Origin of the sequence: Vibrio sp. 10N.222.46.A1 (genome assembly GCF_041473595.1) — a bacterium.
Classification (GTDB): Bacteria; Pseudomonadota; Gammaproteobacteria; order Enterobacterales; family Vibrionaceae; genus Vibrio; species Vibrio tasmaniensis_A.
Map to the genome: position 1 here is coordinate 1 of NZ_JBFRSN010000630.1, position 4597 is coordinate 4597.

The window sequence follows — 4597 nt, forward strand, 5'->3', positions numbered from 1 at the left end:
GCACAATATTCTGGTGAAACTGAATGACGCTTCAGATGACCTAACCAATACTGCAAGCGTAAACCAAAAAACCTCTTCTGAGACACAGGCTCAATTGAACAGCCAGCGTGAACAAACAGCAACTGTCGCAACGGCAATGACACAAATGTCTCACTCTGTACAAGAAGTAGCAAACAGCGCGCAAAGCTCGTTAACTATGGTTCAACAAGTAGAATCGGCTTCTGAATCAGGTCGTCAGGTCATGAACACCAACATCAGTACCATTAATCAACTTGAGGTGCGCCTGACTGAATCCGTGGGTGCTGTAGGCGAGCTACAACAAATGAGTAGCCAGATTGGCTCTATCCTCGATGTTATTCGTGGTATTGCAGATCAAACCAACCTACTTGCACTCAACGCAGCAATCGAAGCCGCGCGCGCAGGTGAACAAGGCCGTGGATTTGCTGTAGTTGCAGATGAAGTCCGAGTACTGGCACAAAAGACAACTCAATCGACGTCTGAAATTGAGACCATGATCAGTAACCTACAATCAAGTTCTAAAACAGCAAGCAATGTGATTGAAAGCTGCATGAGCGATATGGATATGTCGGTTCAACAAGCTTCAAGTGCTAATAGTGCTATGGAAGAAATTCAGGCATTGATTCTAGAAATCAGTCGAATGAGTACGCACATTTCTCAAGCCGCGGCTGAGCAGAGTGAAACTTCGGGTGATATCGCGCGTAACATTGAAGACATCAACCAGATTGCTGATAAGAGTTATCAAGCGATGTCATCAATTGCAGAGGCAAGCCAAAACCTAACAATTCTGGCAAACCAGCAAGGCGATTTAGTTCATCAATTCAAGCTATAAGTAAACGAAGAACCAATAGATATTCACCTGAAATGTTGGGATATCTCACCCAATAGTGATAACTAATTGAACAAGGGCAACTTTTATCAAGGGTTGCCCTTGTTTTTTATGAGCTTTGTCATTATATGATTATAAAGGCTTGCTGCTTCCCGTTTTTCTTTCACCTTTATGAGCGAGCCGCTATTAAGGAATTTATATGGCTGTTCATGTTGGCATTATCGATCAAGACCCCATTCGGTTGATCACCCCACTACTCGACAACCGAACGATCAGCACTCACATCGTGTTCATCGGTGACAAAAATCAAATCAGTATCTATCAACGCTTAGACAGCGTTTTGCAGAAGCGTGATATTACGAGTGAATTTTTCGAGATTCCAACTATCGTAAACACCTCTGCAATTAAAGAATCGATCCAAAACCTTGCAGAAGACTTAAAAGCTCGGGGACAAGAAGTGAAGCTCAACGCAAGTTGTGGCCTTCGTCACCGCCTACTGTCTGTCTACGAAGTATTTCGTACTTACCACTGGCCAATCTTTGTTGTTGAACCAAACAGTGACAAACTGTGCTGGCTTTACCCGAATGGTAAAGAAGACGCACAAGTTCAAGACCGCATCACTATCGATGACTACTTAACGGTATTCGGTGCTCGTGGTGAATTCAGCGATGTACAACTGTCTCCGCAACTTGACCAAAAACTTTATGAACTGGGTGAGCGTTGGGCAAGTAACGCATTAGAATTAGGCCCAGGCCTTGCTACATTGAACTACCTTGCAACGACCTGCCGTAAAGAACAGAGACTTGATGTGGGTTTGTCTGAGAAGCAACAAGGTTATCGCGAGCTGAACATGCTGTTGAGCGATTTGGTTGAAGCTAAGATTGCCACTTATGACAATGGTATTTTGACGTTTGCCAATGAAGACGCGCGACGCTTCTCAAACGGCGAATGGCTTGAGACATTGGTTCATAGCACCGTTAAGCAGATCCAAGATGACATGCCGACCATTCAAGATCGCTCTTTGAATGTTCAGGTTTATCGTCAGCTCGGTGAGCGCGAAGTTCGTAATGAGCTTGATGTTGCTTCTGTAGTGAACAATAAGCTGCACATCATCGAGTGTAAGACCAAAGGTATGCGAGATGATGGCGATGATACCTTGTACAAGCTGGAATCGCTCAGAGACCTGCTAGGTGGCCTACAGGCCCGTGCAATGTTGGTGAGCTTCCGCCCTCTTCGTCATAATGACATCACACGAGCAGAAGATCTTGGCCTAGCATTGATTGGCCCTGACGAATTAAAAGATCTTAAAACACATCTCGCGGCATGGTTTACCGCTGCCGGTGGTGATGAAGATTTAGAGTGCTAATTTAAGAAACTCGAACATATCGAATTCTCAAAAAACAAAAAGGCGAATGACCACTTAAGTCACTCGCCTTTTTTGTACCCGTAACGATTATGCCAATCGTAGTAAATGACTTATATCCACTACCCCGCCCGTATTAACAAGGTCTAAACTTTACAGCATCTAGATGTTCACAAGGTTTAGAGCTCACAAGGTCTACGTTTGCAAAGTCTAAAGCTCGCAAGGTAAAAAGCTCAAAGGACTTGTAAACAAGCAAAAAAATGGCCACATCATTCGATGTGGCCATTTTCAAAATTTGAAGTCGTTTTAAGACTTAAAGCACTTGAAAACTTAAAGCATTTTACGAGCAGCTTCTACAACCACTTTGATTGAGCGCGCTTCCGTTACTTTTAGTGTCTCGTGATCAGGTATCTCTTTTTGAGTACGGTTGATGATCACACCAGCAACACAACCTGCTTTCAAACCAGAACTTGCACACATTGTTAGTAGCGTTGCAGATTCCATTTCGAAGTTAAGAACACCCATGTCTTGCCATTCTTGCATAGAACCTTGGAAACGCTTAACCACGCGACCAGAGAACGTGTCGTAGCGCTCTTGACCTGGGTAGAAAGTGTCACTTGAAGCGGTTACGCCCATGTGAACTGCTGCGCCTGATTCTTCAACTGCTGCTTTCATTGCTGTAGCAACTTCGAAATCAGCAACTGCTGGGAACTCCATAGGAGCGAAGTGCAGGCTAGCGCCGTCTAGACGAACAGAACCCGTAGAAACAATCATGTCACCCACGTTTACGTGAGGTTGGATCGCACCAGTAGTCCCAACACGTAGGAAAGTACGAACACCAAGCTGAGCAAGCTCTTCAACTGCGATAGAAGTAGATGGGCCGCCGATACCTGTTGAACATACAACAACTGGCTTACCGTCTAGCTCTGCGCGGTAAAGCGTGTATTCACGGTGACTCGCAAGAAATACGGGATTCTCCATCTCTTCTGCAATTTTTTGCACACGAGCAGGATCACCAGGAATGATCGCAAGAGTAGCACCGTTAAGATCTGCTTCAGTAACACCTAAGTGGAAAACAGCTTGAGACATAGTTCGCTCCTTTTGGCTTATTGGGCTTTTTACCCTTATTTAAGCTCATAGTAAATTCGTGGGGTACGAACACACTCTAACCAAGCTCATAATGAAATGAAGTGACGAACATCACACCAATGATCGCAACAATATTTCAGGTTTCACGAAAAACCGATTGGCATCACAAAAATAAGCAATCCGAACGGCTGCGTTGCATACTAATGAGACAAAAAACGCCTTTAACGTATGACCGCTAAAGGCGCTTTTATGCGAGATGCTTCTTATATAAGACGCTTTTAAAATTAAGAGTGTCTATGTCTGAGAGCTGAACTTAATCCGCTTTAGACTTGAATCGAAGCAGGCGCAGTGCGTTGAGTGTCACCAGAGCTGTCGCGCCACTATCTGCAAGAACGGCAACCCAAAGCCCGGTAATACCAAGCAAACTGGTCACCAAGAACACACCTTTCAAACCGAGCGCTAGTGCTACGTTTTGACGAATGTTATTCATAGTCGCTTGCGACAATTCAATCATCGCGGGCAGCTCAGTTAAACGGTTGTGAGTCAGTGCTGAATCTGCCGTTTCAAGCGCAACATCAGTACCACCACCCATAGCAATACCGACATTCGCCGTTTTCATTGCTGGCGCATCGTTGATGCCATCACCGACCATAGCAACATGTGACTGTTGAGATAACTCTTCAACATAAGACACCTTGTCACTTGGAAGCAGGCTCGCTTTATATTGCATACCAATTTTGCTGCTGATCGCTGCTGCGCTTCGTGGGTTATCCCCTGTGAGCATGATTGATTGAATACCCAAGTCATTAAGTCGTTCAATCGCAAGCTTAGCGTCACTACGTAACGTATCTTGCCAAGCAATCAAACCAATCACAGTCGTAGCTTGTTCTGTTGACTCTTCTAGATCTTTAAGCTCAAGAGCAACCACAACCGTCTTGCCCTCGCCTTCTAATGCTTCTACCTGAGAAACCACATCGGGTCCAAGAGCGAACGTGACTTTAGACGGTGATAAAACCTGATACTTAACACCATCGACATCGCCTTCAACACCGCTACCAATGAGCGCTTTCTTGTTGTGTGACTCAGGGATCTCAACATTCAGCTCTTTAACTTTAGCGACAAGCGATTGCGCCAAAGGATGAGTCGAACCAACTTCAATCGCCCCAACTACACGAAGCATCACGTCTTGTTTCCAACCTGATAGAGGTTGAATATCCGTAACCTGAGGCTTACCTTCAGTCAGCGTACCTGTCTTATCAAAGGCAATCGTTTGAATTTTCCCTAACTGCTCGAGTGCC

The 4597-nt window shown here is 44.9% G+C and carries 4 protein-coding genes; 2 read left to right on the forward strand and 2 right to left on the reverse strand.

Annotated elements, in window-relative coordinates; genetic code table 11:
- Both AB4496_RS17325 and AB4496_RS17330 read left to right on the forward strand, forming a co-directional pair.
- Positions 1–850, forward strand: an 850-nt coding sequence (locus tag AB4496_RS17325; RefSeq protein WP_372131470.1) for a methyl-accepting chemotaxis protein, incomplete at its 5' end; no start/stop codon positions are given.
- A gap of 196 nt (positions 851–1046) precedes the next feature.
- Positions 1047–2213, forward strand: coding sequence for a DUF1887 family protein (locus tag AB4496_RS17330; protein WP_009847162.1), 1167 nt, complete (start codon positions 1047–1049; stop codon positions 2211–2213).
- 327 nt (positions 2214–2540) lie between these two features.
- On the opposite strand, the gene udp is transcribed toward AB4496_RS17330, so the two are convergent.
- Together udp and AB4496_RS17340 are read right to left on the reverse strand one after the other, a co-directional pair.
- The gene (gene udp, locus AB4496_RS17335) at positions 2541–3299 is read right to left on the reverse strand and encodes a uridine phosphorylase (protein ID WP_009847163.1); all 759 of its coding nucleotides are present in this window, start codon (positions 3297–3299) and stop codon (positions 2541–2543) included.
- A gap of 313 nt (positions 3300–3612) precedes the next feature.
- The coding region (locus tag AB4496_RS17340; RefSeq protein WP_372131472.1) for an HAD-IC family P-type ATPase at positions 3613–4597 on the reverse strand (985 nt) is incomplete at its 5' end.

Excerpts from the sequence above, each read along its gene's own strand:
- udp (WP_009847163.1), bottom strand. The coding sequence starts at position 3,299 with ATGTCTCAAGCTGTTTTCCACTTAGGTGTTACTGAAGCAGATCTTAAC.
- AB4496_RS17330 (WP_009847162.1), top strand. The coding sequence starts at position 1,047 with ATGGCTGTTCATGTTGGCATTATCGATCAAGACCCCATTCGGTTGATC.